The organism is Algoriphagus namhaensis, from assembly GCF_042649705.1.
Lineage (GTDB): Bacteria > Bacteroidota > Bacteroidia > Cytophagales > Cyclobacteriaceae > Algoriphagus > Algoriphagus namhaensis.
This window is the reverse complement of record NZ_JBHRZS010000002.1, coordinates 326,157-351,228: the sequence shown is the minus strand read 5'-3', so window position 1 is coordinate 351,228 and position 25,072 is coordinate 326,157. Positions and strand designations below refer to the sequence as shown.

Genomic DNA, 25,072 nt, shown 5'->3' with positions numbered 1-25,072 from the left:
CAATACCGCAAACCATGCAGAATATTCGGAATATCGCCATTATCGCGCACGTCGATCACGGCAAAACTACCCTTGTTGACAAGATCATTCACGTTTCTAAAATCTTTCGTGAAAACCAACAATTTGACGATCTCATCTTAGATAGCAATGATCTAGAGCGAGAGCGAGGAATTACCATCCTTTCAAAAAACGTATCTGTTCGATACAAGGACACTAAAATTAATATCATTGACACACCTGGTCACGCCGATTTCGGTGGTGAAGTGGAGCGTGTCCTCAAAATGGCTGATGGAGTGATCCTACTTGTGGATGCCTTCGAGGGACCGATGCCTCAGACACGATTTGTATTGGGTAAAGCTCTTGATCTTGGTCTTACGCCAATCGTGGTAGTAAATAAGGTGGACAAAGAAAATTGTCGCCCTGATGAGGTTCACGAGTCAGTTTTCGAATTGATGTTCAACTTAGATGCTACAGAGGAGCAATTGGAATTCCAAACCCTCTACGGATCAGCTAAGCAAAACTGGATGGGTCCTGATTGGAAAAACCCAACCGACTCAATTCTTCCTCTATTGGATGCGATATTGGAACACATTCCTGCTCCTAAAATTGATGAGGGAACCCTTCAAATGCAGATCACCTCTTTGGATTATTCCAATTTCGTAGGTCGTATTGCCATCGGAAGAGTGAAAAGAGGAAGTATTTCTGAAAATCAGCAAGTCGCACTTTGCAAAGCTGATGGAAGCATCAAGCGGGTGAAAGTGAAAGAACTCCATACATTCGAAGGCCTTGGCAAAGCAAAAGTATCAACTGTAGTAGCAGGCGACATTTGTGCTGTGACTGGTATTGAGGATTTTGAAATCGGTGATACTATCGCTGATTTGGAGAATCCTGAGCCACTTCCAAGAATCGCAATTGATGAGCCTACAATGAATATGCTCTTCACAATCAACAACTCTCCTTTCTTTGGTAAGGAAGGAAAATTCGTGACTTCTCGTCACCTGAGAGATCGATTGATGAAGGAGATGGAAAAGAATCTAGCCCTTCGCGTAGAATCAACTGATTCTGAGGATAAATTCTTGGTTTACGGACGAGGAATTCTTCACTTGTCTGTATTGATCGAAACCATGCGTCGCGAAGGTTATGAGCTTCAGGTTGGACAGCCTCAGGTTATTTTCAAAGAAATTGACGGCGAAAAATGTGAGCCAATCGAGACTCTAGTGGTAGATGTTCCATCTGAATCTGCGGGAAAAGTTATTGAACTTGCTACCCAAAGAAAAGGTGAACTTTTGATTATGGAGCCAAAAGGCGACTTACAGCACCTTGAGTTCAAAATCCCATCAAGAGGTTTGATCGGTTTGAGAAATAACGTGCTTACCGCCACACAAGGTGAAGCCATCATGAACCACAGATTTTCTGCGTATGAGCCTTTCAAAGGCCCAATCCCAGGTAGAATCAACGGTTCTTTGATCTCCATGGAAGGTGGGCAGTGTACCGCGTATGCCATTGACAAACTTCAAGATCGAGGTACTTTCTTCGTGGAGCCAGGTGATGAGCTTTACACGGGTCAGGTAATCGGAGAAAACTCCCGAGACAACGATATCGTGGTCAATGTGCAGAAGGGTAAAAAACTAACCAATATGCGTGCATCTGGTTCTGATGATAATACTCGTATTGCACCAGCTAAGAAGTTTTCACTGGAAGAGTCCATGGAATACATCCAAAAGGACGAATACCTCGAGATTACCCCAAAATCTATTCGAATGAGAAAGATTTATTTGGATGAAAACGAGCGCTCACGTATGGCTAAGAAAGAGTCTTAATCTACTGAAAGCCTAAATATTTAAATCCTTCAAGCGAAAAGTTTGAGGGATTTTTTTTGCCCCATTACACAAAAAGAAATACGAGAAGCCGGCTGATCCCATTCGCTAATTCCATTGGATTTACCCAAAAGCAATTTTAATTTTTATCTTTAAGATCAGGAGGATCAGAAATTCTTTGACCTCCAAAACCGCAATCAAATCCATGAAATCAAGACGAAAATTTTTAAAAACTCTGGGTGTAGCAAGCGCTGCAGCAAGCTTACCTATCCCAACAATCGCAAACGAAATGGCAAAACAAAAGATGATTCACCAGGTCTACTTCTGGTTACATGACAAGGCAAATACCCAAGAATTCCTAACCGAAGCCGTACCAATGCTGGGCCGCTGTAAGACCGTCGACAAATTTATTGCAGGTGTCCCAGCTGACACCGAAGATCGTGATGTAGTCGATCATAGCTTCCAGGTTTCCTGTACATTATTCTTCGATAGCCTCGAAGATCAGGCTACCTATCAGTCGGACCCGTTACATTTGGCCTTTATTGAGAAGTATTCTTCAATGTGGAGTGCGGTAAAGGTTTATGATATCGCGATTTAATATATCCTTGCCTCGGATTTATACGTTAGCAAATCAGGACAATCAAATCACCCTATGAAAAAATTTACGTGGATTTTTGGACTGGCTTTCATCAGCTTTTGGGCCTGCGACCCAAAGGAAGATCCTGTTCCAAACCCTAGTGGAGATCTCGTTAAGAGCGCAATTTATTCTAGCATGGAAGAATGGTACTTCTGGAATGAGGAGCTTCCACCTGCCCCAAATGGCGCCGACTTTGAGTCAAATCAGGACTTTTTGAATGCGATTACATTCAAGCCTCTGGATCGTTTTTCTTACATTACTACTCAGGAAGCTTTTAATAATTCATTCGTAGGCAGAAATGCTGGCCATGGCTTTGGATTCGCATTTGATGCGGATGATCGCCTGTTTCTGAGTTTTGTGTTTTCTGAATCTCCTGCAGGAAAGGACGGCTGGGAGCGTGGCTGGGAAATCATCGAAATCAACGGACAGCCCATCTCAAGTTATCGAACTGCAACTGGCAGTTATAATTTCAATCTGGGCCCTTCTGATCCTGGTATTAGTAATTCGTTCACCTTTAGGCTTCCCGACGGATCCACCACCACACGTACCAATGTGAAGGCCGAGTATCAGTCCAATTCTGTTTTGCACCAAGAAATCATTGACCTAAATGATAAAAAAGTAGGCTACTGGGTATACCAAAGCTTCAAAGCGACTCAAGGACAAAGTCCTACCAAAAGCGTGGAAGTTGATCAATCTATGAGCTTTTTCCAGGCCGCAGGTATAGACGAGTTGATCATTGACTTACGCTACAATGGTGGCGGATCGGTTGCCGTCGCGGAGCAAATTATGAACTACCTCATTCAGGCGGGGAATAATGGCAAATTGATGTACGTTAATAAACTTAACTCCCTAAAAACAGACTTCTTGGGAACGGGTACAAATTTTACAAAATTGGGTGGTCTATCCTTGGATGGAGTTGTATTTATTACCTCTCGTGGCTCAGCATCAGCATCAGAATTAGTGATCAACAGCTTGGATCCGTATATGGATTTAGTCTTAATCGGCGACAACACGTTTGGTAAACCCGTAGGCTCTTTTCCGCTTTCTAGATATAATCGAACTCTTCAAGAAAATGATGTAGAGCTGGTTCCAATCACTTTTGCAACAGCTAATTCGGAAGGTAAAGCTGATTACTTCGATGGCTTTCCTGCAGACTTTATGGTAGGAGATTCACCTCAGTTTAATTGGGGAGATCAAAATGACCTTCGTCTTCAAGCGGCTCTGAGTTATATCCAAAATGGCGCAGTAAACGGTCGAATGATCAACACCTATTTCAAACCGAAATGGGAAATGATCGATGCCTTTAAAGGACTGAAGCAGGAGTTCCCCGCATACTAAAAATCAAAAAATCCCGATTCTTTCGAGTCGGGATTTTTTTTGACCGTCTGATTTGATCGGAATTATTTTTTATGCCTTTCCATCAAAACCTCCATTACCTCATCGAGTTCATAGCCTTTGGCTTCCAAAAGAACTAAGTAATGAAACATTAAGTCTGCAGCTTCACCTAGGAATAATTCCTTATTATCGTCCTTGGCTTCAATCACGATTTCCACAGCCTCCTCTCCCACTTTTTGGGCAACCTTGTTGATGCCTTTAGCAAAAAGCGAAGCCGTGTAGGATTTGTCTGATGGGTTGTTTTTTCGATCCTTGATAATCGCACGAAGTTGATCGATAAATCCTGTTTTCGAAGAATTGACTTCATCAAAGCACGTATCCGAGCCTGTATGGCAAACAGGTCCCCGTGGATTGGCTTTCACCAAAATTGAATCACCATCACAATCTATCGCGATGCTCACTAGCTTCATAAAATTGCCAGAAGTCTCGCCTTTTGTCCATAATCGATTTTTGCTACGGCTAAAAAACGTCACCTGACCAGTTTCCTCCGTTTTGGTAAGTGCCTCCTCATTCATATAACCCTGCATGAGAACCTTACCACTGATCGCATCCTGTACGATCGCTGGCACCAGACCATTCATTTTATCAAAATCTATCTTTTGCTTACTCATTTTCTAATTTCTTATACTTATTCCTTCCTGAATCAAATAACCTTTCAACTCAGGAATAGGAATCTCTTTAAAGTGAAAAATACTAGCCGCCAACGCGGCATCTGCTTTCCCAAAGGTAAACACATCTTTGAAATGCGGCATATTTCCAGCTCCGCCGGAAGCAATCACAGGAATACTCAGCATGCTGGAAATTTCTGCAGTGATTTCATTGGCAAAACCTGCTTTGGTTCCGTCGTGATCCATCGAAGTAAGTAAGATCTCTCCTGCTCCTCTATCCGCGACTTCCTGTGCCCAAGCCTGTGTCTGGAGCAAAGTAGGTTTGCGACCTCCGTGGGTATGCACATAGTCCGTCCCATCCACATCTCGAGTATCGATCGCTACGACGACACACTGCGAACCAAACTCTGCCGCCATTTCATCTATGATTTGAGGATTTTTTACGGCAGCAGAATTGATCGAAATCTTATCTGCACCTGCACCAAGGAGTACTTTGACATCTTCCACGGTAGATATCCCTCCACCCACGGTGAAAGGGATATTAATCGCCTTGGCTACTTTGGTGACAAGCTCGGCGAGTGTCTTTCTCTTATCCACGGTCGCTGTGATATCCAAAAACACTAACTCATCCGCACCCTCATCCGAATAAATCTTTGCCAGCTCAACCGGATCACCGGCATCTCGAAGCTCGACAAAATTGACGCCTTTCACCGTGCGACCATCTTTGATATCTAGGCAGGGGATTATTCTTTTTGTAAGCATTTTCGGATTGGCAAATTTTAAAATTGGAAAATCAGTTTGGAAAGTTGGCAGGTTGCAAAGTTAGTCTATCGATTAAATTCTGCTAATTCCTCCAAAGTCACCTTCCCTTCATAATACGCCTTGCCTACAATTGCTCCATAGACGCCGATTTTCTCCAGTTTCTCTAGGTCTTCCATAGACGAAACACCTCCGCTGGCGATCAGTTTCAGCTCTGGAAGTTCCTCTAAAATCTCTTTGTACAAATCAACCGAAGGCCCCTGCAACAGTCCATCTTTCGCCACATCGGTGCAGATCACATAGCTAATTCCCTTGGCTACATAATCCTTAATAAAAGGAATCAAATCTACTTTGGTAGTTTCCTCCCAGCCTCCAACCGCAATTTTCCTGTCTTTTGCATCTGCTCCTAAAATGATTCTCTCCTTACCATACTTTCGGATCCACTCTTGAAAAAGCGCAGGGTTTTTCACCGCGATACTACCTCCAGTCACTTGTTTGGCTCCTAGTGCAAAAGCTTTTTCAATTTCCTCGTCTGATTGGATCCCTCCACCAAAATCTACTTGCAAATTGGTCTTTGTGCAGATTCCTTCTAAAACAGATCCGTTTACTATTTTTTTAGCTTTAGCACCATCCAAATCCACGAGGTGCAATCGGCTGATCCCAGCTCCTTCAAATCGTTTGGCCATTTCGACAGGATCATCATGGTATTCTTTCTTGCTGGAATAGTCCCCTTGGCTGAGTCGGACGCATTTGCCTCCAATAAGGTCGATGGCGGGAATGATGTGCATTTTTTGAATTGAAAGATTCTAAAATTAGAATATTGGTAAATTAAATTACTAATAAGGTTTCACCTTCGCTCAGCCTGACACAGACTTTGGTCACACTGAGCGAAGTCGAAGTGTAGTTTCATAATGAAAGAAAATTACTCAGCAACTTCTCTCCTACTAATCCGCTCTTTTCCGGATGGGCCTGAATGGCATAGTAATTATCGCGATGAAGCATAGCGGAGAAATCGTGGATGTAATGCGTAGTGGCAATGGTTTCTGTTGCTAGTTCCGCGTAAAAGCTGTGCACATAGTAAACAAATGGATTAGCCAGAAGTCCTTTTAGAAGTGGATTATGGGAGAGATTTTCCAGTTCATTCCAACCCACATGTGGCACTTTAAATTCCTGTGAATTTTCAGGAATAAATTTCTTCACCTTCACAGGAAAAATCCCCAAGCAATCCGTATTATTTTCTTCGGAATGCTCGCAAAGCAGTTGCAAGCCTAGGCAAACTCCCAAAAAAGGCTGTTTGATTTCCTTAATAAGTGTATCCAGTTTCTTAGCCTTCAGATAACGCATGGCCGTACTAGCCTCTCCCTGACCAGGAAAAACCACCTTATCCGACGTTCTGATTTCATCAGGATCATCTGTCAAGATAGCCCCTGCACCTAATCGCTCTAAGGCATAAAGCACCGACTGCACATTGCCTGAGTTGTATTTGATAACTGCTATTTTCATGTGTAGAAGTCCGGTGTCCGATGTCCGATGTCCGATGAATTGCATCCGACATCGGTCATCTTGCATCTGACCATTTTTCTTTTTTCTTGTTTCTAGCTTCTTATTTCTTTTTCAGCTAGCATTTCCTCTAGGACTTCTTCAATCTCTGGCAAGGAACCATAAAGCTGCTCCAAACTTTCGATAATGAAATAGCGATCCTGGAATTTATCCTTCCAATAAGGCTGATTCAGGATCGTGCGTACGTCATACGGCAAGTGGATTGGTTCGTCAGAGAGGCTAAATTTAGTTTCTCCTTTGGAACTCAAGATACCTGCCCCATAAATCCTCAATTCTCCTTTTTCCCGGATCAAACCAAATTCAATCGTGAACCAGTAAATTCTACTGAGTAAATTAATCGCATATGGATCTTTGATATGCTTCAATGCTATACCTGAAATATCCTCCAAGAACCCAGTATAATGCGGGTCAGTGAGTAGAGGCATATGTGCAAAGGCGTCATGAAACATGTCTGGCTCTTCCAAATAATCGAGCTGCTCCATTTTGCGAAGCCATGTCGACGAGGGGAAACGCTTATTGTTGAGCAAGCCAAAGAACAAATCATCGTCGATCAGTCCTGGAACCACCTGTACTTGCCAACCTGTAGTATCTGCTAGAATCTTGTTTAGTTTTTCAAAGTTTGCGATTTCATCCGCATTAAATTTCACGGTCTCCACTCCTTTCAAATAGGCCTCACAAGCCGCTGTGGGAAGATTTGGCATTTGCCGCTCAAAGAGAATCTTCCATACTTTAAAGTCCTCCTCAGTGTAAGCAGCGTAATCCTGTTTGAGATCCTGAAGTCGCGGGTCCGTAAAGACCCAATCTTTTGGCTTAGAGTTCATGTTTTATTCGGGTTTATATGATACTAATCTAGTTTATACATTTTGCGCATTTTAGATTTAATGCAGTATTTTTATCTGAAAACAAAAAGACCTGCTCCTTGTTGGAGCAGGTCTTTATATGATTTACCAAAAACACATAGTCATCCTACTCCTTCATTGAAGTCGATAGTGAGAATGATGTACATATGTTCTTGGGGTTGGATTCATGTTGCTAAAATACAAACAGAAAACTGGTCTTACAATGCTATTTTATAAAAGGTCGAAATTCTTTCTCATTGCAAAACTATCTCGAATCCAAGCCGCTAGTCGAGCGCTTTGTTCAAAATCCAAGGTCTGCTGGCCATCAGAATAAGCTTTTTCTGGAATCTCATGAGATTCATAAATAATACCATCTGCACCTGCCATCACTCCAGCCAAAGCCATTTGAGGCACATAAGCCCTCAAACCTATGCCATGTGATGGATCCACAATCACCGGGAGGTGAGATTTGGCCTTCAAGATCGGAATCGCGTTGAGATCCAAGGTGTTTCTGGAAGCTCTTTCATAAGTTCTGATTCCGCGCTCACAAAGGATAAGCTTTTCATTTCCTCCAGAAAACACATATTCTGCCGATTGAAGTAGCTCCTCGATCGTGCCAGAGATTCCTCGCTTTATCATCACCGCTTTGTCGACTTTCCCGAGTTCATCCAAAAGATTGAAATTTTGGGAATTTCGAGCACCTACTTGATAAACATCGACGTAAGGATACATTTCTTCAATCTGCGAAGTCTGCATTACCTCCGTCACTATCTTGATCCCGGCTTCATGTGCGATGTCATACCACAATTTCAACCCCTCCAGCCCTAAGCCTCGGAACGCGTAGGGAGAGCTACGTGGTTTAAACACCCCACCTCGCATCATTTTGATGCCATTGTCCACACAGTGTTGCACGACTTTACGGATTTGCTCCTCCGACTCAATCGAACAAGGACCTGTGATAATCGCCATTTCCCCATCCTTGATAGCTACCCCATCACCCAAATCAATGGCGGTTGGCTTGGCCTTCCATTTTTTGGAAACCAACTTGTATTCGTCAGAAACGATGTGGATGTCCTTAATCCCATCTAATTGACCGATTTTACGGATATCGAATTCACTTTTTCCAATACCAATAATATACTCCCCTAGTTGGGTCTTTACTGAAGTTGTTTTATAGCCGATACCATTGACTTGGTCATTCAGCTTTTCTTTTTGCGAAGCCGAAATATCAGGTTGTAATTGAATAATCATAGTTGGTTGATTACAGATTGTATGTATTGCCGAATGTCTTCACTCAGGTTTTTTGAATCTTTCATTGTTTTAATAAAAGCAGAACCGATGATGGCACCTTGGCTGAATTTAGATGCAGTGGTAAAGGTTTCGGCATCAGAAATTCCAAAGCCTATCAAGCGTGGATTTTTTAAGCCCATATCTTCCACCTTTTTGAAATAAGCCATCTGCTCGGCTGTGATCCCTTTTTTGGCTCCTGTGATACTATGAGAGGACACCACGTAGATAAATCCATCAGAGTTTTCGTCGATCTCACGAATTCGCTTCTCAGAAGTCTGTGGGGAGATCAGGAATGTGTTGACCAACCCATAGCGATCAAAAACCTCCTTGTATTCATCTAGGTATTGCTGCATGGGTAGATCAGGCAGAATCAGTCCATCGATCCCCACTTCTTTGCATTTCTGGCAGAACTCCTCCATACCAAACTGGATAATGGGATTCAAATAGCCCATCAATACTACCGGAATGTGAATTTTAGATCGGAAGCCAATCAATTGTTCGAAAAGCTTTCGCATGCTCATTCCATTTTCCAAGGCAATCAGATTGCTATCTTGAATAGTAGGCCCATCGGCGATCGGATCGGAATAAGGTACGCCAATCTCAATGATATCCGCTCCGCCTGCCTGAATAGCCTCCATCACTGGAACTGTATCCTCTAACTTGGGAAAACCTGCTGTAAAGTAGATCGAGAGGACTCGCTCCTTTTTTTGATTGAATAAATAATGTATTCGGTTCATGTTTATTTAAAAGTCTGAAGACAGGAGACGGAAGACGAGAGACTTTTACTTCGGTCTCCAGTCTTCCCTCTTCCAGCTTAATAGTTTCCCCACTTGATATACGTATCCAAATCCTTATCTCCACGACCGGAGAGATTGATCACGATCACATCATCTTTGCGATACTCGATCAGGTTCAAGGCATGAATAGCGTGAGCAGTTTCGATGGCTGGAATAATCCCTTCCATTCGGCTGAGTTCGATTCCGGCTTTCATCGCGTCTTCATCCTCCACAGCCACGAATTCTCCACGGCCTATGTCAAACAAATGCGCGTGAACCGGTCCAATTCCAGGATAATCTAATCCTGCAGAGATCGAATGTGGCTCGACCACCTGTCCATCTTGTGTTTGCATCAGTAGTGTCTTCGAGCCATGCAAAATACCAGGCGTGCCAAGCGCAGTAGTTGCGGCTGACTTACCCGAACTCACTCCCAACCCAGCTGCTTCAGCCGCGATCAATCGCACTTCTGGGGTGTTATAGTAATGGTAAAACGCCCCAGCAGCATTGCTACCTCCACCTACGCAAGCGATCACCGCATCGGGATTTTCCCTACCCTCTTTCTCCAAAAGCTGCCACTTCATTTCCTCCGAGATTACGGATTGGAATCTTGCCACCATCTCGGGATATGGATGTGGTCCCACCACGGAGCCGATGATATAATGCGTGTTTACAGGATTATTGATCCAAGCACGCATAGCTTCATTTGTGGCGTCTTTTAAGGTTTTAGAGCCTGATGTCGCTGGAACCACCTTGGCTCCCAAAATCTTCATACGCTCCACATTGGGTTTTTGTCTATGAATATCGAGCTCCCCCATATATACCGTGCAGTCCATCCCCATCAAGGCACACACCGTAGCCGTGGCTACCCCATGCTGACCTGCACCGGTCTCGGCGATGATTCGCTTTTTACCCAGTTTTTTAGCCAGAATGATTTGACCAATCGTATTGTTCACCTTGTGCGCCCCTGTATGACAGAGATCCTCCCGCTTAAAGTAGATCTTCGCACCATATTTTTCAGACATGCGCTTCGCAAAATATAAGGGCGTGGGTCTTCCCACAAAATCTCTTAGAAGCATCTGAAATTCTTCTTGAAACTCCGGTGTAGCCACGATGGCTTCATAATTTTCTCTTAGCTCCTCAATGTTGGGATGAAGCATTTCTGGTATATATGCCCCTCCAAATTTTCCATAAAAGCCCTTTTCATCTACTCGTATCATCTTTTGTATCAGTTTACGGACCGAAGTCCAAGTAATTCTTCTTTAAAATTCCGTAGCATCGCTACATCCTTAATTCCTGGTTCTGTTTCAAATTTAGAATTCAGATCCACCCCGATCAGCTGAGGACAAGCCTTTTTCAAATCCTTCACTCGTTTGACGCTTTCCAGATCAATACCTCCACTCAACATGAATGGAACTTGGAAAGGATAGCTATCTAGTAAGCCCCAGTCAAATTTCTTCCCACTTCCCCCATGGGTATTTGTTGCCGTATCAAATAAAAACCGATCAATTTGGCCCACATAAGCCTTCAATTCCTCCCAATTCAAATCTTCTCCCACCGAAACCACTTTCCAAATCTCCGCTGTGGTTTGGTTTTTCAATTCAGCCACAAATCCCACGCTTTCTTTGCCGTGAAGCTGAATCGCCGCGAGATCATATTTTTGAACTTTGTCTAGAACATAATCTATTGATTCATTGACAAAGACACCCACTTTGGGGACTTGTATTTTTTTCACTTCGCCTTTCAACTCGTCTTTGACAAATCGTGGAGATTTCGAATAGAAAATCAGTCCCATCCAGTCTGGGCTGACCTGCAGAATCAAATCCTGCATATTTGAAATCTCTCGCATGCCACACACCTTGATCTCCATCTTAGGCGTTCAATTTCTCAGCTTGCAATTTGCGCTGAAAGTCCTTGATAAAGGTGTAGGCCGCTTGCTCTGGACGGCTGGTTTTCATAAAGTTTTCTCCAATCAAAAACCCGTCAAATCCAGCTTTTTTCAATTCAATCAGGCTTTCTACCTTGGAAATTCCACTTTCGGATACTTTTACAAAGCTACTGGGAATCTTATCCGCAAGGCTTAGCGAAGTATCGATGTTTACCTCAAAATTCTTAAGGTTCCGATTGTTTACCCCCACTAAATCTATCCCGTCACAAAGGCTTCGATCTAATTCCTCTTCATCGTGTACTTCCATCAAAACTTCCAAACCCAAACTCTTTGCAAAGTAGGCCAAGGACTTCAGCTTTTGGGGTTCCAATGCAGCCGCAATCAATAAAATCGCATCTGCACCAATGGACTTGGCCTCGATAATCTGATACTCCTCAAGTACGAAATCCTTTCGAAGAATGGGGCAATAATTGAATTTTCGAACAGTTTTCAAATCTTCATTTGATCCACCGAAAAACTCTTTGTCAGTAAGAATCGAAAGTGCCGAAGCTCCTGCCTGCATGTATCCAATACTTACTTTTTCAGGACTTGCAGATCCATTGATCGTACCCTTTGAAGGCGAATTCCTTTTGAACTCAGCGATGATTCCAGATTTTTCAGGGTCTTGTACATACTTTTTAAGCGAAACTACTTTGCTGTCAAAATAGATGCTTTGCTCAAGCAGTTTTACCGGTACTAAGCTATTTTTCTCCGCTACTTCCTTTGCTTTATGAGCGAGTATTTTGTCTAGGATATTCATGATTGATTAGGCAAATGACACGGATGTCTTTGGGTTAACTAATTTTTCAAATACTTTTTTAGCCTTGCCGCTTAGCAAAGACTCTTTGGCCTTTTCCACCGCTGACTGAAATGTCAAGGAAGGATCTGCCGTGAATAGTGCTGCGGCCGAATTTGCAATTACAACTTGATTTTGGCTTTGGGTTCCTTTTCCGTTCAAAATGGACTGAAAGATCTGCGCCGATTCTTTGATTGTCTCTCCTCCAACAATAGACTGGGCATCAAGTTTACTCAATCCTATATTTTCTGGTAGATATACCTTTTCACCCTGATTTGAGATCATCTTAAATGGCCCAGTCAAGGAAATCTCATCATACCCATCCAAAGCATGTAAAATAGAGAAATTGCCTTCCATTCCTTGATACAAATAGCCATATAAGCGCGCCAATTCAAGACTAAAAACCCCAACGAGTTGTTTCTTTGGAAAACTCGGATTTACCATGGGGCCAAGCATATTGAAAAACGTCTTTACGCCTAGTTCTCTGCGGATAGGTGCCACATTTTTCATGGCTGGATGAAAAAGGGGAGCATGCAAAAAACAGATGCCCGCCTCATCAAGACTTCGCCTGATTTCACCCATATCGTTTGTAAATTCGTAGCCAAAATAAGCTAGAAGATTGGAGGATCCACAAATGGATGAAACCCCATTATTTCCATGTTTGGCCACATTTTGACCGGCTCCCGCCACGATAAAAGAGGATAAGGTGGAAATATTAAAAGTGTCTTTACCATCTCCTCCAGTGCCACAGAGATCCATGGCATCATATTCAGCGATATCCACTTTCACGCAAAGATCGAGCATCGCCTCGCGGAATCCGCTGAGCTCCTCCACGGTGATGCTCCGCATGAGATACACAGTCATAAATGCGGCAATCTGACTGGAATTGTATTCTCCCGTGGCTATATTTCTCAACACCTCTCTCGCCTGGGTTTTGTCCAGAGTGCTATGTGATATCAATAAATTCAGTATTTCTTTCATGCTTCTATCTTTTCTGGATGTTATTTTTTCACCCAGTTTTCAATGATTTTTACTCCATGTTCGGTAAGGATGCTTTCTGGGTGAAATTGCAAACCGCGAACATCGAAGGTTCGATGGCAAACTCCCATTATCTGATTATCCTGGCTTCGAGCAATCACTTTTAAGTCTGGCGAAAGGGTGGATTCGTTGATGACCCAAGAGTGATATCTCCCAATATTAAAAGTATCGGTAATCCCCTCAAATAACAAGTCTTGCTCTACTTTCACGGAGGTACCTACTCCATGAAGGACCTCCTTGAGATTGGTCAATGTTCCACCAAAAGCTTCACCGATAGCCTGATGACCAAGACAAATCCCAAGAATTGATTTTTTGTCCGCGTAAGCTTTCAGCAAATCAGGCATGATTCCTGCCTCCGAAGGCACGCCTGGACCTGGAGAAAGCAAAATTTTATCATATTGGTCTACGGTTTCCAAATCGATTTTATCATTTCGATAAATATCCATGCGATCTCCATACCCCAAACTCCGAAGGATATAGACCAAGTTATAGGTAAAGGAGTCGTAATTGTCTAAAACTAAAATTCGCATACTTATATTTTTTCAGCCGCTCTTAATGCAACTCTTAGCGCTTCCAATTTATTTGACACCTCTTGCAATTCTGAAGGGATGTGTGACTTCGCTACTACCCCTGCACCTGCTTGGAATCGGAGCTCGTTCTTTTCCGAAACGAAAGATCGAATCAGGATAGCATGGTTAAAATCCCCCTTGAAACCTAAGAAACCAATAGCTCCTCCGTAGAATTCTCTCGGCCGGTTTTCCAATCGATCTATGAGTTGCATGGCTTTGTACTTTGGAGCACCGGAAAGGGTGCCTGCAGGAAAGGTATCTGCAACTAGTTGAAGTGGATTTGCATTTTCAGGTAATTGACCTGTGACCTTCGAAACCAAGTGAATTACATGTGAGTAGTATTGGATTTCCTTAAACACATCCACGCTGACCTTTTCGGAAGATCTCGAGAGATCATTTCTCGCTAGGTCCACCAGCATGACATGCTCCGAATTTTCCTTTGGATCGTCATACAGCTTTCGAGCCAGTTCTGCATCCTCAGCATCATTCCCGGTACGTCTAAATGTGCCCGCAATCGGGTAAATCGTTGCTTTTTTGTCCTGAACCACAATCTGAGCCTCTGGTGAACTCCCAAAAACTTTGAAGTTTCCATAGTCGAAATAAAACAAGTATGGCGAGGGGTTTACAGATCTAAGCGCGCGATAAACATTGAATTCATCACCTTTGAACGAGGTCCTAAATTGGCGGGAGAGAACGATCTGAAAAACATCTCCTTTAAAGCAGTGGTCTCTTCCTTCAGCGAGGATTTTAAGGAACTCTTCATCAGTATAGTTTGAGGATTCCTCTCCCGAAAGGCTGAATTTATAGGATGGAATATTTTTGTTGTTCAGTAGAGTCTCGATTTCATCCAGATTATCTGGCCCCTCTTGACCTTCCACTTGATGTTCAAAAAGATGATATTCATTCTTATAATGATCCACTACGATGATATTTTTATATACCGAGTAATGCATCATTGGGGTCTCTGATGGTATGGTGGACTCCAGCTTAATATCCTCAAAATAGGATACCGTGTCATACTGTATATAGCCAAACACCCCATTGGAACTGAATTTGAAATTATCTTCTGGGACGGAAAATCGATTCCCAAAAGTGCGCAGGTGGTCGACGAGCTTCTCCTCTCCTTTTATAGAATATTGAATGGTACCGCTTGGGAGAGTTTCTGTCACCTTACCATTATTAAAGCTAAACGTAGCCAAGGGGTTAAAACAGATATAAGAAAAGCTATTTTCCTGACCGTGATAATCTGAGCTCTCCAGCAAAATCGGATTGGCAAAGCGATCCCTGATCTGCAAGTAAATGCTCACGGGGGTGATTGTATCAGCGAGACGCTTTCTATAGCTGGTGATTAACTTAAATTCGTTTTTATTCATTTTTCAAAAATTTGAACATAAAAAAAGGCTTACCGGGATTCCAGTAAGCCATTTGATATTTTTTCAACAAATATCAGCCATGAGCCTTCCGAACTTCCCTTTGGAAAGATACAGTATGCCACCACCAATAATTTGCTTTAGTGCTTTTCATAGCGACAAATTTAGAAAGGGGTTTGATATCACAAAGAGAAACTTAGAAAAAATCCACATATTTTTGAAAAGAAAAACGAAAAGCATGGCCATTTCTCAATATTTCAAACGAAAGCTAAAGACCTACGAAATTTACGTACAAGTGAATCCAAATAATTTTACGGGGGTGGAATTGATTGTACATCCTGATGGAAAGATCGAGAAAACCGAAATGGAATTTGACGAAGAAATCTTTGAAGATCTCGCGGAAGATGACTTTATCCATGCTTCTGCTTTGGAATTCCAACTCTTGCTGTCCAAAGTCAAATAAGACGACTTTCACTTATTTATCTGACAATCAGTCGCAGAGAAAATAAAGGGGCATTTTCCCAACTTCAGCATTGCAAAGCGTAATTTTTGCTTTACCTTTGTGGCCTAGCGGCACGACCAGCTCCTGCTGAATCCCCCAGGTCCGGAAGGAAGCAAGGGTAGGTGGTTGTAGCGGTGCGATGCCGCTTCTTTTTTTTCCCCACGTCAGGGTTCCCTCGTTTTATCTTTTAACTTTGCTAGACAACTTAAACCTAAAACGAGCATGAAGTTTTTTATTGATACCGCAAACCTTGCAGAAATTCAAGAAGCCTACGACCTAGGTGTTCTAGATGGTGTAACCACAAATCCCTCTTTAATGGCCAAAGAAGGCATCACAGGAGACGATAATGTGAGAGCACATTATAAAGCCATCTGTGACATCGTTGATGATAAAGTTAGTGCTGAGGTCATCTCCACCGACTTTGAAGGCATGATCCGAGAAGGCGAATCACTTGCTGCCATAGATGATAAGATCGTGGTAAAAATCCCAATGATCAAAGACGGTATCAAAGCCATCAAATATTTCAGTCAGAAAGGAATTCGTACGAATTGTACACTTGTGTTTTCTGCGGGTCAAGCCATCCTAGCCGCTAAAGCAGGTGCCACATACCTATCTCCATTTATTGGGAGATTGGACGACATCTCTTTTGACGGACTCGAACTTATCCAGCAAATCGTCCATATCTACAATGTCTATGGATTCGAAACCGAAGTACTCGCTGCATCAGTACGCCATACCATGCACTTGATTAAATGTGCTGAGATTGGTGCGGATGTAGTTACATGCCCGCTGAATGTCATCACAGGATTACTAAAACATCCACTTACAGATTCGGGCCTAGAGAAATTTCTAGCCGATCATGCGAAAGCATCAGGAAAATAAAGCGTAAAAGACCGGCATTTGCCGGTCTTTTTTTATCTTTCCGCATGTATATTATTAAAGTGAAAGGGAAAGCCAAAATCCCTGATTATATCCAAATCCGGGATGAAAATTTTGTCCTCGTCGCGTACTTCCGAGCCGATCGGCCCTTGAAAAATATTGAGAAATTTGGACTCGAAGGAAAGGAAGAAGAACTCGCTACGTTAATTCAGGGACTCCCATTTGGCAAACTTCAAAAATTAGACCTCTGATGGATTTCCAAACTGAACCAGTTTTACAAGTTCGAAATACGACGATATTCCAAGGCTTGGACCCAGTACTCTCTGAAGTCAACTTTTCAGTGGAGCAACATGAGTTCGTCTTCCTTATTGGACGGACTGGAAGCGGCAAAAGCTCTTTACTTAAGACCCTTTATGCCGATCTAGCACTTCAGAGTGGTCAGATTGAGATTTCTGGATTTGATTTGACCAAAATCACTTCCAAGGAAGTCCCCTTCTTACGAAGAAAAATCGGAATCATATTTCAGGACTTTCAGCTCTTTGGAGATCGTACGGTTGCGGAAAATCTTTCCTTCGTCATGAAGGCTACTGGATGGAAGGACAAAGCCAAAATCAAAGAACGAATGGCTGAAGTACTTGTGCTAGTGGGCTTGAATAATGCGGCCACCAAAATGCCACATCAGCTTTCAGGTGGAGAGCAGCAGCGTGTGGTGATTGCACGGGCCTTGATCAATGAGCCTTCTATCTTACTCGCCGATGAGCCGACTGGAAACTTGGACCCAGATGTAGCAGACGGGATTTTCAAACTTTTTCAGGAAATCAACAAAAAAGGAACGGCAATATTGATGGCTACCCACAATCATGATCTTCTAAAAAAGTATCCGTATCGTGTCTTGAAATGCGAAAACGGGAAGCTTCTCGATAGTAAAGTCCACGACGTTTCCTTTGGTTAGTCAAACAAGTTGAATTTCACATCGTTTTTGAAAGAAAATAGTACATCATGCAGATCGAGAAAATAATCCCCTATTTCGTTATCGCCCTTGCCATGTCCCTCGGATATGCTTGCAACAATGATGATGACGCACCTCCCCCTGTTGATCCCGGCTCCAATGAGGCTGCGAATCGATGGATATCTGCAGTGATGAATGAAGTCTATTTTTGGTTGGATGATATTCGAACGCCAATCGCAGATACGTCAGATCCAGAAGACTATTTTGAATCCTTACTTAATCGACCCACAGATAGATTTTCAGCGATCTTCCCAGACTATGATGAGTTGATCGGATCTCTAACTGGAGTGACCTTAGAGGCTGGCTATGAATTTACACTTTTTAGGGCAGCTCCAGGAAGTGATGATGTGATCGCGGAGATTTCTTATGTCAAAAAAATGAGCCCAGCGTCCAGTGCCGGCCTAGTCAGAGGAGATATTATTACTCAAATCAATGGTACCACCCTAACTGTGGACAATTTTAGAGACCTGCTTGGACAAATTGATCAGCCTCATACGATTACTTATCGAAGTTTCAATGAAACAGCAGATGCCTATGAAGATCGTGGCGAGCTTAGTCTGACTCCAGTACAATTGGTGGAAAATCCTAACTTCCTGGATACCGTTTACACCATAGACAATGAAAAAATAGGTTATGTGGTCTATCATTATTTCAACCCAGGCCCAGCCATAGGAGCGACGGCCTATGATGATGAAATGGATGAAATTTTCGGGTCTTTCCGATCAGCCGGAATCAATCATCTCATCATAGACTTTAGATATAATGGAGGAGGTTTTGTAAGCTCCGCTATCAATTTGGCCAGTTTAGTTGCCCCAGGTGTGACAGATCAAAATGTCTTTTCAAAGACCCGATACAATGATTTTCTGATGCAATTTGAAGAGCTTCAAAATGTTCAGAATTTCTTCAGAACTAAAGCTCAAAATCTTGGAAATACATTATCTGGAAACAGGGTTTACATTCTGACATCAGAACGTACAGCATCAGCTTCTGAGCTGATTATCAATGGATTGAGACCCTACATGGACGTTTTTATTATAGGAGATCAGACAACAGGAAAAAATGTTGGGTCTATTCCCTTTGAGGATGAGGACAATCCGTCAAATAGCTATGGTATTTTACCCATCGTTACACAGAGCTTGAACAGTCTTGATGAGTCGGACTATTCAGAAGGCTTTACGCCAAATATTATAGCCCTTGAGCGGACTGAAAGACTTCTTCCTCTTGGTGATGTCAATGAATTACTCCTTCGTACGGCAATCCAGCAAATAACCGGTGAAGCTCCTTCAGGTAGATTTGAGCAATTAGAACGTTTGGACATAGGAAGTACCTTGGATAGAAAAATTAATTCTGGTATCTTAATCGAGGACCGCATTAGCAAAATCATTAAAGAAAAGAATCTAATGCTGCACTAAAAGTCATTGAAGTATCATGGAAAGCGTGTTGAGCTTTATTTTAATTTTGGGGGTTTATTTTTTAGGTAGTTTGTCTATTACCCAGTCTTTTATAAGACCGATCTCTTTGAATGACAAAGGAGAAATTATAGCAAGCAACCATGCGAAAATCCTAGGAATTAGCTTCGGTTCGGCGATTCCTCCCACTCTACTCCTATTTTCAGTTTTGGTCATTTGACATAAAAAAAACCAGTCTTCACTGGTTTTTTATGTGCTTAAGCCTCTCTACTGATTCGCTTTCTGGAGGTTTTCTTTTGCCGTGGTAAATTCAGCATCGAGCTGAATTGCTTCTTGGAAAGCTAATTTTGCTTCCTCTTTTGACCCTTGGTCTAAATAGATCATCCCTTTAAGATTCAATGCTGCTGCTTTCATACTCACTTCTTGAGTTTCAGTCGCACTTTTGGGGAAGCCGATCTTCTCATCAGTTTTGGCATTTTTCACCAACATATTAGTCGAATTCAATGCTTCCTGATATCGCTTCAAAGAGTATTGAAGAAAAGCCGTCTTGTACAACGCAAAATTGTCACCAGTTAGCAAATGCAAGCTCTCGAAATGTGGAAGTGCGCGATCCAATGCTCCCAAAGATTCTAATGAATAGGCAGCAATTTCGAGGGCTACCAAATTATTGCCATCTCCTTCAAGTATGTCTAGCGCAACCAAAGCAGCGGAGCTTGACTGCCCAAGCTCGAAATACATACTCGATAGCAATTCGGCATACTTTAGATTGTTTGGGTTTCGCAAAATCAATTCATAAAGCTTTGACTTCGCCACATTCAAATCATTGTATCTCAATGCGAGTTGGTAAACGTTGAGATCGGCAAAGTTTAAAGCAGCTTTAGTATTTGGGTCTAGCTTAGGAGGGACAGAATCTGCTTCTTGGGCTCTTAAAGCTGTAATTCCCATAAAAAACAGGAGTATAAATAATATTTGTTTCATTTGGTGTTGGATTTGTTTTCTAAGTGATTGGGACTGCTTTTGGACACCAGCCCTTTATTTTCGGCAATAATAAACATTAATTCCTTAGCCTGCTGATGGTTATTGTCAATTTTACCTTCCAAAATTGCTTCTTTGATTTCTTCCTTGATCTCTCCTACCGCTTTGGAAGGGGAAAGATTGAGACATTCCATAATTTCCTCTCCTGAAATAGGAGGCTGAAAATTCCTTAATTGATCTTTTTCCTCCACTTCGGCTAGCTTCAGCTCGACCTTATCGAAATTCTCAAGGTATCGCTTCACTTTTCTATTATTCTTGGAAGTAACATCGGCACGGCAAAGCTTCATCAAGTCATCGATATCATCTCCTGCATCCATGAGTAAGCGTCTTAAAGCAGAGTCAGTGACTTCATCTTTGACCAGGGCAATCGGTCTCAGATGGAGGCGTACAAGTTTTTGTACATACTTCATTCTATCGTCTAGAGGAAGCTTCAGCCGCTTGAAAATACCTGGAGTCATCCTTGCTCCCTTATCCTCATGACCATGAAATGTCCATCCTACTTTATTATTGAACCGCTTAGTGGCTGGTTTGGCAATATCGTGCATGATAGCAGCCCATCGAAGCCAAAGGTTGTCACTTGTAGCACACACATTATCCAGCACTTGTAGTGTATGATAGAAATTATCTTTGTGCGACTTATCATCTACTGAGTCTACGCCTTGTAATTCGACCATTTCAGGAAAGAACTCATGCAAAAGCTTTCCTGCAAACAGAAGTTTGAATCCATAGGACGGCTTATCACAGGCTATAATTTTATTCAACTCCACAATGATCCGCTCCATAGAGATGATCTGAAGTCTAGGTGCATTGCGAATAATGGCAAAGAAGGTATCCGGATCAATGTCAAATTGAAGCTGAGCAGCAAATCTCACTGCCCGAAGCATCCGTAAGGGATCGTCTGAAAAAGTCACTTCTGGATCTAAGGGTGTGCGGATCATTTTCCGCTTTAAATCTCCAAGTCCGTCAAATGGATCGATCAATTCACCGAAATCAGCCTGCTGGAGCGAGATTGCCATCGCATTGATGGTGAAATCTCTTCGCTCCATGTCTTCCATGAATGTCCCTATTTCCACCTCTGGCTTCCGTGAATCCGAGCGATAAGATTCCTTCCTAGCTCCCACAAATTCGATTTCGCCAAAATCTAATTTGAGCATAGCTGTACCGAAATTTTTGAAGACAGAAAGCGGCACATGCTCTTCGTAAGATTTGGCGACTTCCTTTGCTAAGGCTATTCCGTTCCCTTCACACATGAAGTCAATATCTTTACTCGGCCTTCCCAAAACCAGATCACGTACATATCCACCCACCACGTAAGTAGCTATGCCCAGTGATTGGCTCGCCTTCGCCACTCGTCTGAAAATATCCTCTTGATTCAGCTGCTCAGTAAAATTCAATTTTTGATGATTTTAACGTCTCCCTCTGGGCCTAGGTAAAGCTCTTTCAAATTTGGACTAAATAGTGGAAAAAGTATATCCACATTGAAATCCACTTTTGATTTGGTATCCAATTGAACGAGTACAGGTTGAGAAATCTGGAAAAGCAATTTGTGCCAATTAGGTTCCTTTAGCATGGAAAATTTGATCTTTCCATCGATCAAAGGCCCATTTTTAGATTGAAAATTTGGGAGTGTGCGGTAAATGGTCGGCTTATTTGCAAACTCCACTAAGTCCAATGACACCTCCGAAAATTGAGGAGCAATGGCTCGGATCTGAAACATATCAAAAAGTAAATAAATCCAGTTGGCTCCATCTGAAATCGACCATTTTGTAGGATCCAATAGGGCGATTTGACGTTTATTGCCGTCTGCAAGGGTCAATTTTCCTTTATCCCGATATAATTTTACTAGCGCTGCGTGATCCAATTTTCTTGATTTTCACACAAAAATAAGGAGTTTTTTGAGAGGAGACTCTATTTATAAAAAAAGGAAAAGCCTCGGTCGGCTGACGAGGCTTTTCACATCTCACACACAACTGTATTATTTGTCTGACTGCATCATTTTTCGATTGACAAAAAAGCTGATCAATAGACCTAGCCCTCCAAAAATAAAAATGCAAGAAGTGTAGGCTACACTTTCTTCCATTCCCATTGAATTCAAAAGAAAACCAAAAAGCACTCCTACTCCTACACCTATGCCTAAGAGCGCTATACTCATCACGACATGTCCAAATGCGTAACTACCAGAATTGAAAATTGTGGCATCGAGGCCCTTTTCTATCAATGCGATTCTTTCCTTATTTCTAGAGGTAAGGTAAACGTAGACCACTCCAAAGATTGAAGCAAAGAAAAAGAAGGGTATCAAAATTTCTTCCATTGTTGTTTTGTTTAGTTTGTTAATCCTTGGATGTATTGAGGACAAAAAAGGTTACAAAAAATAATTTGTAACTTATTTGACATGGACAGCATCTAATGAGTGTCAATGCGCACGGAAGAAGATTCCTTTTATATAGAAAAAACAAAAAATGGCGATTTACAGGCCTTTGGTGCTTTGGTACTCAAGTATCAAACCTATGCCCTCACGCTCGCAGTCCGCATTTTAAAAAATAGACAGGAAGCCGAGGAAGCTACGCAAGATGCTTTTGTGAAAGCCTTTCAAGCCATTCAAGATTTTGAGGGTAACTCAAAGTTTACCACTTGGCTATATACAATTGTTTACAGAGAAGCGATAGGAAGAATAAGGAAAAGAAAATACTTTGAAGAAATGGACGAATTAGAAGATTCTATCGCCATCATTTCAGAAGATTTAAATGGCTTTGAAATTCTAAACCGAAATGAACGGAAAGAAATACTTCGAGCTGGATTGGACAGCTTAAAACCCGCTGAGTCAGCTATACTTTCTTTATTTTATTTAGATCAATTGAGTATAAAAGAAATCGAAGATATTACGGCCCAATCAAATTCACAGGTTAAAGTATTATTACATCGAGGAAGGAAAAATCTCTATAGTATACTGCAAAGACAAACTAACAAAGAAATCAGTCCATCGCTATGAGTAAAAAGGAACTAAAAGACGACTCGTTATTCAGACATTTTGAGGAACTCGGACACGAAAGCCCCTCCGACATGATGGTGAAAAATGTTTTATCGACACTGGCTGCTAAGAAGCCCAAGGTAATCTATGAACCCCTTATTTCACCCCTTTTAATGCGAATAATACTCGGAGGTTTACTGATTATATTCATAGGAATAGTATTTATGATTCCCGAAGATGGAGTAAATTATTTTGACCAAAATAAACTTTTGACATGGTCTACTCCGGATTGGAAAATCCCACAGCTCAAATTAGAAAACTTCCCAATGTCACTAAATATTGCAATCTATGCCTTTGGAATATTTTGTCTTTTCAATTTCTTCATTTACCAATGGCAGTTGAAAAAAACGACATAAAAAAAGCAGCCTCACGGCTGCTTTTTAAAGTTTAGCTTCTGAGCCAGTTAATAAACGTCTGATATCCTACTCCTATTTCTCGAGCGAAAGCTGCCTTGGTCTTTTTACCAGCAGCTTCAACTTTAGCCCACTCTTCTACGATTTTACGCTTCTCGGCAGCGCTGAAAGTCCTACGCTTTCCAGATTTGGCAGATGGAGCTGTACCATTCACTAGCCCGATGAGTTCATTCAACTCATTTACAAAACGACCGTCTGTCAAATCAAGACCTGCATCAGCCAATTTTTTAATCACAGTGGCCTTTGGGTCCATAGGAGTTACTGCCACTCCTTGTTTTGCCGCTTCAAGCAAATCAATACGATTTCCTTCAGAAGTTACATAGATAAAACCATCACTTTTCTTTAAGTCTGCAATAGCTTCTTTAATTAGATCTCTCATTCTAGATTTATTTTTAACAATTGGACATGCAATTTATAAAAATTCCTCAATTGAAATAATATAAGACTATCTATATATCTAATTTTGATTCAAGAGTTTTTCCCATGATAATACTAGATTATCATATGCATCCCCTTGCAGCATTTCTTTATAAAACAATTTTTCATATTCAGACATCTTGAAGCAATAGCCGAAATTTGACAATTGAAAAGTAGACAGCAAGTCTATAACTAAAGAAGAGAAAGAGTCAAAAACCTTTTCAGTATATGTTTCTTGAGGCTGATTAATAACTATAGATTCTCTTAAGAAGTATACAAATTTAACCTCTCCCGCCTCTACAAGCTTGATTACTTCAATCTGAATAGTTTCATTTTTTATCGTCATCACTTCCTCCAAACACTCATTAGATTGCAAATCTTCGCATAGAGATTCAATTAATGTCATCACTAATTCCTTCCAATCCTCCATCTGAGAGTATGAAAAAGATAGAGTTTCAGATACACCTCTCTTTTCTTTAAGGAATAAATTCATCTCGACTCCCGAGCTTTTCAGAGATTTACTTATTTCATATTTCTGGCTAGGTGAAAAATCTAAATTAGGCCAATAGCAAACTAGGTTTTTCCCTTTGACAACCACCTCATCAAACAATTCTCCGTATACCGCATTTAGCGTTTTTAAATCCTCCCCCATGCGTGACCAGGAGAACCCGTTGCTCTCTATTTTATTAGGATCAAAAAAATAAACATCACCTAGATTTTCTTTGATTCGCACCTTTTCCAGACTTGGTATCCAGTCAACAAACGAAATTGATTTTTTAGAATTTTTCATATCTAATCTATTTTTGGTTTAACACTATAGAACTAGCTAATTGCCTTGAGCGTGATCAGCCTTTTATATCCATCTTTCTATTTCAAAGATGTAGAATCAAATTTTGATATTAAATTAATTGTCACAAGTTGTCAGTAAATACTTTTGCAAGGCACACGGAGTCAGAGAAAGAAAGAAGTTGAGGAATCCAGATTTCTGGATATTCTCTCGGG

29 protein-coding genes and 1 other RNA gene are annotated in these 25,072 nt (G+C 41.7%); 11 read left to right on the top strand and 19 right to left on the bottom strand.

What is annotated here, in order from left to right:
• Nucleotides 1-14: 14 nt before the first annotated feature.
• The 3 genes from typA to ACFOSV_RS01625 all read left to right on the top strand — a co-directional run bounded on the left by typA (nucleotide 15) and on the right by ACFOSV_RS01625 (nucleotide 3,792).
• Nucleotides 15-1,820: a translational GTPase TypA gene (gene typA, locus ACFOSV_RS01635; RefSeq protein WP_377902705.1), complete on the top strand. Its 1,806-nt coding sequence runs from the start codon at nucleotides 15-17 to the stop codon at nucleotides 1,818-1,820.
• Nucleotides 1,821-2,022: 202 nt separating this feature from the next.
• Complete coding sequence (locus ACFOSV_RS01630) at nucleotides 2,023-2,415, top strand: Dabb family protein (protein ID WP_377902703.1); 393 nt, start codon at nucleotides 2,023-2,025, stop codon at nucleotides 2,413-2,415.
• Nucleotides 2,416-2,469: 54 nt separating this feature from the next.
• Entirely contained in the window at nucleotides 2,470-3,792 is a 1,323-nt protein-coding gene (locus tag ACFOSV_RS01625) for a S41 family peptidase (RefSeq protein ID WP_377902701.1), read from the top strand.
• Nucleotides 3,793-3,854: 62 nt separating this feature from the next.
• On the opposite strand, the gene hisIE is transcribed toward ACFOSV_RS01625, so the two are convergent.
• The 13 genes from hisIE to ACFOSV_RS01560 form a co-directional block, all read right to left on the bottom strand.
• A complete protein-coding gene (hisIE, locus tag ACFOSV_RS01620; protein ID WP_377902699.1) occupies nucleotides 3,855-4,460 on the bottom strand; it encodes a bifunctional phosphoribosyl-AMP cyclohydrolase/phosphoribosyl-ATP diphosphatase HisIE in 606 nt (201 codons plus the stop codon).
• A 3-nt stretch (nucleotides 4,461-4,463) separates the two neighbouring features.
• Nucleotides 4,464-5,219, bottom strand: a complete 756-nt coding sequence (hisF, locus tag ACFOSV_RS01615; RefSeq protein ID WP_377902697.1) for an imidazole glycerol phosphate synthase subunit HisF — start codon at nucleotides 5,217-5,219, stop codon at nucleotides 4,464-4,466.
• A gap of 65 nt (nucleotides 5,220-5,284) precedes the next feature.
• Nucleotides 5,285-6,004 (bottom strand): 1-(5-phosphoribosyl)-5-[(5-phosphoribosylamino)methylideneamino]imidazole-4-carboxamide isomerase, encoded by a 720-nt coding sequence (gene hisA / locus ACFOSV_RS01610; protein WP_377902695.1) that lies wholly within the window; start codon nucleotides 6,002-6,004, stop codon nucleotides 5,285-5,287.
• Between the two features lie 118 nt (nucleotides 6,005-6,122).
• Nucleotides 6,123-6,719: an imidazole glycerol phosphate synthase subunit HisH gene (gene hisH / locus ACFOSV_RS01605; RefSeq protein WP_377902693.1), complete on the bottom strand. Its 597-nt coding sequence runs from the start codon at nucleotides 6,717-6,719 to the stop codon at nucleotides 6,123-6,125.
• Nucleotides 6,720-6,811: 92 nt separating this feature from the next.
• A complete protein-coding gene (locus ACFOSV_RS01600; protein WP_377902691.1) occupies nucleotides 6,812-7,597 on the bottom strand; it encodes a phenylalanine 4-monooxygenase in 786 nt (261 codons plus the stop codon).
• Between the two features lie 249 nt (nucleotides 7,598-7,846).
• On the bottom strand, nucleotides 7,847-8,866 hold the full coding sequence (locus tag ACFOSV_RS01595) for a bifunctional 3-deoxy-7-phosphoheptulonate synthase/chorismate mutase (RefSeq protein ID WP_377902689.1): 1,020 nt from the start codon (nucleotides 8,864-8,866) through the stop codon (nucleotides 7,847-7,849).
• Complete coding sequence (gene trpA, locus ACFOSV_RS01590) at nucleotides 8,863-9,642, bottom strand: tryptophan synthase subunit alpha (RefSeq protein ID WP_377902687.1); 780 nt, start codon at nucleotides 9,640-9,642, stop codon at nucleotides 8,863-8,865. Before trpA ends, ACFOSV_RS01595 begins: the two co-directional genes overlap by 4 nt.
• A gap of 77 nt (nucleotides 9,643-9,719) precedes the next feature.
• Complete coding sequence (trpB, locus tag ACFOSV_RS01585) at nucleotides 9,720-10,898, bottom strand: tryptophan synthase subunit beta (RefSeq protein WP_377902685.1); 1,179 nt, start codon at nucleotides 10,896-10,898, stop codon at nucleotides 9,720-9,722.
• 8 nt (nucleotides 10,899-10,906) lie between these two features.
• Nucleotides 10,907-11,548, bottom strand: coding sequence for a phosphoribosylanthranilate isomerase (locus ACFOSV_RS01580; protein WP_377902683.1), 642 nt, complete (start codon nucleotides 11,546-11,548; stop codon nucleotides 10,907-10,909).
• A gap of 1 nt (nucleotide 11,549) precedes the next feature.
• The gene (gene trpC, locus ACFOSV_RS01575) at nucleotides 11,550-12,365 is read right to left on the bottom strand and encodes an indole-3-glycerol phosphate synthase TrpC (RefSeq protein ID WP_377902681.1); all 816 of its coding nucleotides are present in this window, start codon (nucleotides 12,363-12,365) and stop codon (nucleotides 11,550-11,552) included.
• A gap of 6 nt (nucleotides 12,366-12,371) precedes the next feature.
• Nucleotides 12,372-13,382, bottom strand: coding sequence for an anthranilate phosphoribosyltransferase (gene trpD / locus ACFOSV_RS01570; RefSeq protein ID WP_377902679.1), 1,011 nt, complete (start codon nucleotides 13,380-13,382; stop codon nucleotides 12,372-12,374).
• A gap of 20 nt (nucleotides 13,383-13,402) precedes the next feature.
• Entirely contained in the window at nucleotides 13,403-13,969 is a 567-nt protein-coding gene (locus tag ACFOSV_RS01565; protein ID WP_377902677.1) for an anthranilate synthase component II, read from the bottom strand.
• A 2-nt stretch (nucleotides 13,970-13,971) separates the two neighbouring features.
• A complete protein-coding gene (locus ACFOSV_RS01560) occupies nucleotides 13,972-15,381 on the bottom strand; it encodes an anthranilate synthase component I family protein (RefSeq protein WP_377902675.1) in 1,410 nt (469 codons plus the stop codon).
• Nucleotides 15,382-15,595: 214 nt separating this feature from the next.
• Between ACFOSV_RS01560 and ACFOSV_RS01555 the strand changes: the two genes are divergently transcribed.
• From ACFOSV_RS01555 to ACFOSV_RS01530, 6 genes are all read left to right on the top strand, one after another.
• Entirely contained in the window at nucleotides 15,596-15,841 is a 246-nt protein-coding gene (locus tag ACFOSV_RS01555; RefSeq protein WP_377902673.1) for a hypothetical protein, read from the top strand.
• 104 nt (nucleotides 15,842-15,945) lie between these two features.
• Nucleotides 15,946-16,032: signal recognition particle sRNA small type (gene ffs / locus ACFOSV_RS01550), an RNA gene on the top strand.
• Between the two features lie 70 nt (nucleotides 16,033-16,102).
• Nucleotides 16,103-16,762 (top strand): fructose-6-phosphate aldolase, encoded by a 660-nt coding sequence (gene fsa / locus ACFOSV_RS01545; RefSeq protein ID WP_377902671.1) that lies wholly within the window; start codon nucleotides 16,103-16,105, stop codon nucleotides 16,760-16,762.
• A gap of 44 nt (nucleotides 16,763-16,806) precedes the next feature.
• Nucleotides 16,807-17,010, top strand: a complete 204-nt coding sequence (locus tag ACFOSV_RS01540; protein WP_377902669.1) for a fructose-6-phosphate aldolase — start codon at nucleotides 16,807-16,809, stop codon at nucleotides 17,008-17,010.
• A complete protein-coding gene (locus ACFOSV_RS01535) occupies nucleotides 17,010-17,711 on the top strand; it encodes a cell division ATP-binding protein FtsE (protein WP_377902667.1) in 702 nt (233 codons plus the stop codon). The genes ACFOSV_RS01540 and ACFOSV_RS01535 overlap by 1 nt, the downstream gene beginning before the upstream one ends.
• Before the next feature lie 47 nt (nucleotides 17,712-17,758).
• Nucleotides 17,759-19,180: a S41 family peptidase gene (locus tag ACFOSV_RS01530; protein ID WP_377902665.1), complete on the top strand. Its 1,422-nt coding sequence runs from the start codon at nucleotides 17,759-17,761 to the stop codon at nucleotides 19,178-19,180.
• Nucleotides 19,181-19,444: 264 nt separating this feature from the next.
• Here ACFOSV_RS01530 and ACFOSV_RS01525 read toward each other — a convergent pair whose 3' ends face one another.
• The 4 genes from ACFOSV_RS01525 to ACFOSV_RS01510 form a co-directional block, all read right to left on the bottom strand.
• A complete protein-coding gene (locus tag ACFOSV_RS01525; RefSeq protein ID WP_377902663.1) occupies nucleotides 19,445-20,155 on the bottom strand; it encodes a tetratricopeptide repeat protein in 711 nt (236 codons plus the stop codon).
• A complete protein-coding gene (locus ACFOSV_RS01520; RefSeq protein ID WP_377902661.1) occupies nucleotides 20,152-21,606 on the bottom strand; it encodes a CCA tRNA nucleotidyltransferase in 1,455 nt (484 codons plus the stop codon). The genes ACFOSV_RS01525 and ACFOSV_RS01520 overlap by 4 nt, the downstream gene beginning before the upstream one ends.
• Complete coding sequence (locus ACFOSV_RS01515) at nucleotides 21,603-22,073, bottom strand: hypothetical protein (RefSeq protein ID WP_377902659.1); 471 nt, start codon at nucleotides 22,071-22,073, stop codon at nucleotides 21,603-21,605. The genes ACFOSV_RS01520 and ACFOSV_RS01515 overlap by 4 nt, the downstream gene beginning before the upstream one ends.
• 114 nt (nucleotides 22,074-22,187) lie before the next feature.
• Entirely contained in the window at nucleotides 22,188-22,523 is a 336-nt protein-coding gene (locus tag ACFOSV_RS01510) for a DUF6249 domain-containing protein (RefSeq protein ID WP_377902657.1), read from the bottom strand.
• Nucleotides 22,524-22,628: 105 nt separating this feature from the next.
• On the opposite strand from ACFOSV_RS01510, the gene ACFOSV_RS01505 reads away from it, so the two are divergent.
• Entirely contained in the window at nucleotides 22,629-23,201 is a 573-nt protein-coding gene (locus tag ACFOSV_RS01505) for an RNA polymerase sigma factor (RefSeq protein ID WP_377902655.1), read from the top strand.
• Nucleotides 23,198-23,596, top strand: coding sequence for a hypothetical protein (locus tag ACFOSV_RS01500; protein ID WP_377902653.1), 399 nt, complete (start codon nucleotides 23,198-23,200; stop codon nucleotides 23,594-23,596). The genes ACFOSV_RS01505 and ACFOSV_RS01500 overlap by 4 nt, the downstream gene beginning before the upstream one ends.
• A gap of 31 nt (nucleotides 23,597-23,627) precedes the next feature.
• Here ACFOSV_RS01500 and ACFOSV_RS01495 read toward each other — a convergent pair whose 3' ends face one another.
• Both ACFOSV_RS01495 and ACFOSV_RS01490 read right to left on the bottom strand, forming a co-directional pair.
• Nucleotides 23,628-24,032, bottom strand: coding sequence for a hypothetical protein (locus ACFOSV_RS01495; protein ID WP_377902651.1), 405 nt, complete (start codon nucleotides 24,030-24,032; stop codon nucleotides 23,628-23,630).
• 78 nt (nucleotides 24,033-24,110) lie between these two features.
• On the bottom strand, nucleotides 24,111-24,860 hold the full coding sequence (locus ACFOSV_RS01490) for a hypothetical protein (protein WP_377902649.1): 750 nt from the start codon (nucleotides 24,858-24,860) through the stop codon (nucleotides 24,111-24,113).
• Between the last annotated feature and the right edge of the window lie 212 nt (nucleotides 24,861-25,072).

Coding starts and splice junctions, on each gene's coding strand:
- typA (WP_377902705.1), top strand. CDS start 15: ATGCAGAATATTCGGAATATCGCCATTATCGCGCACGTCGATCACGGC.
- ACFOSV_RS01630 (WP_377902703.1), top strand. CDS start 2,023: ATGAAATCAAGACGAAAATTTTTAAAAACTCTGGGTGTAGCAAGCGCT.
- ACFOSV_RS01625 (WP_377902701.1), top strand. CDS start 2,470: ATGAAAAAATTTACGTGGATTTTTGGACTGGCTTTCATCAGCTTTTGG.
- hisIE (WP_377902699.1), bottom strand. CDS start 4,460: ATGAGTAAGCAAAAGATAGATTTTGATAAAATGAATGGTCTGGTGCCA.
- hisF (WP_377902697.1), bottom strand. CDS start 5,219: ATGCTTACAAAAAGAATAATCCCCTGCCTAGATATCAAAGATGGTCGC.
- hisA (WP_377902695.1), bottom strand. CDS start 6,004: ATGCACATCATTCCCGCCATCGACCTTATTGGAGGCAAATGCGTCCGA.
- hisH (WP_377902693.1), bottom strand. CDS start 6,719: ATGAAAATAGCAGTTATCAAATACAACTCAGGCAATGTGCAGTCGGTG.
- ACFOSV_RS01600 (WP_377902691.1), bottom strand. CDS start 7,597: ATGAACTCTAAGCCAAAAGATTGGGTCTTTACGGACCCGCGACTTCAG.
- ACFOSV_RS01595 (WP_377902689.1), bottom strand. CDS start 8,866: ATGATTATTCAATTACAACCTGATATTTCGGCTTCGCAAAAAGAAAAG.
- trpA (WP_377902687.1), bottom strand. CDS start 9,642: ATGAACCGAATACATTATTTATTCAATCAAAAAAAGGAGCGAGTCCTC.
- trpB (WP_377902685.1), bottom strand. CDS start 10,898: ATGATACGAGTAGATGAAAAGGGCTTTTATGGAAAATTTGGAGGGGCA.
- ACFOSV_RS01580 (WP_377902683.1), bottom strand. CDS start 11,548: ATGGAGATCAAGGTGTGTGGCATGCGAGAGATTTCAAATATGCAGGAT.
- trpC (WP_377902681.1), bottom strand. CDS start 12,365: ATGAATATCCTAGACAAAATACTCGCTCATAAAGCAAAGGAAGTAGCG.
- trpD (WP_377902679.1), bottom strand. CDS start 13,382: ATGAAAGAAATACTGAATTTATTGATATCACATAGCACTCTGGACAAA.
- ACFOSV_RS01565 (WP_377902677.1), bottom strand. CDS start 13,969: ATGCGAATTTTAGTTTTAGACAATTACGACTCCTTTACCTATAACTTG.
- ACFOSV_RS01560 (WP_377902675.1), bottom strand. CDS start 15,381: ATGAATAAAAACGAATTTAAGTTAATCACCAGCTATAGAAAGCGTCTC.
- fsa (WP_377902671.1), top strand. CDS start 16,103: ATGAAGTTTTTTATTGATACCGCAAACCTTGCAGAAATTCAAGAAGCC.
- ACFOSV_RS01540 (WP_377902669.1), top strand. CDS start 16,807: ATGTATATTATTAAAGTGAAAGGGAAAGCCAAAATCCCTGATTATATC.
- ACFOSV_RS01535 (WP_377902667.1), top strand. CDS start 17,010: ATGGATTTCCAAACTGAACCAGTTTTACAAGTTCGAAATACGACGATA.
- ACFOSV_RS01530 (WP_377902665.1), top strand. CDS start 17,759: ATGCAGATCGAGAAAATAATCCCCTATTTCGTTATCGCCCTTGCCATG.
- ACFOSV_RS01525 (WP_377902663.1), bottom strand. CDS start 20,155: ATGAAACAAATATTATTTATACTCCTGTTTTTTATGGGAATTACAGCT.
- ACFOSV_RS01510 (WP_377902657.1), bottom strand. CDS start 22,523: ATGGAAGAAATTTTGATACCCTTCTTTTTCTTTGCTTCAATCTTTGGA.
- ACFOSV_RS01505 (WP_377902655.1), top strand. CDS start 22,629: ATGCGCACGGAAGAAGATTCCTTTTATATAGAAAAAACAAAAAATGGC.
- ACFOSV_RS01500 (WP_377902653.1), top strand. CDS start 23,198: ATGAGTAAAAAGGAACTAAAAGACGACTCGTTATTCAGACATTTTGAG.
- ACFOSV_RS01495 (WP_377902651.1), bottom strand. CDS start 24,032: ATGAGAGATCTAATTAAAGAAGCTATTGCAGACTTAAAGAAAAGTGAT.
- ACFOSV_RS01490 (WP_377902649.1), bottom strand. CDS start 24,860: ATGAAAAATTCTAAAAAATCAATTTCGTTTGTTGACTGGATACCAAGT.